Source organism: Psychrobacter sp. TB20-MNA-CIBAN-0197 (assembly GCF_040309765.1).
Lineage (GTDB): Bacteria > Pseudomonadota > Gammaproteobacteria > Pseudomonadales > Moraxellaceae > Psychrobacter > Psychrobacter submarinus.
In genome coordinates this window covers 1-258 of sequence record NZ_JBEOPC010000900.1, presented here as the reverse complement: position 1 = coordinate 258, position 258 = coordinate 1, and the positions used below count along the sequence as shown (strand labels likewise).

The 258-nt window shown below is 40.3% G+C and carries 1 protein-coding gene; it reads right to left on the bottom strand.

The features are described 5' to 3' along the window. Nucleotides 1-258: aromatic amino acid transport family protein (locus tag AAEY83_RS16465; protein ID WP_351060773.1), on the bottom strand; the 258-nt coding region annotated here is incomplete at both ends.

The window sequence follows — 258 nt, the reverse complement described above, 5'->3', positions numbered from 1 at the left end:
CCACTAAGGCCTTGGCTGTTGAGTAAGTCAGCTTGGCTCATAATACCTTGGCTAAGTAGTTGCCAAAAAATATAAATGACTAAAGGCAGGGCGGCTCCAGCAATCATTACTTTGCGCAGTACTTTTATTTCTACACCAACATATTTAACAATTGAAGGAATAGAGCCATGAAAGCCAAACGAAGTAAATATAACCGGTATAGCCGAAAGGATTGACCCTTGCTCTACAGGCATCTCTAATAAATGCTTACCTTGTACA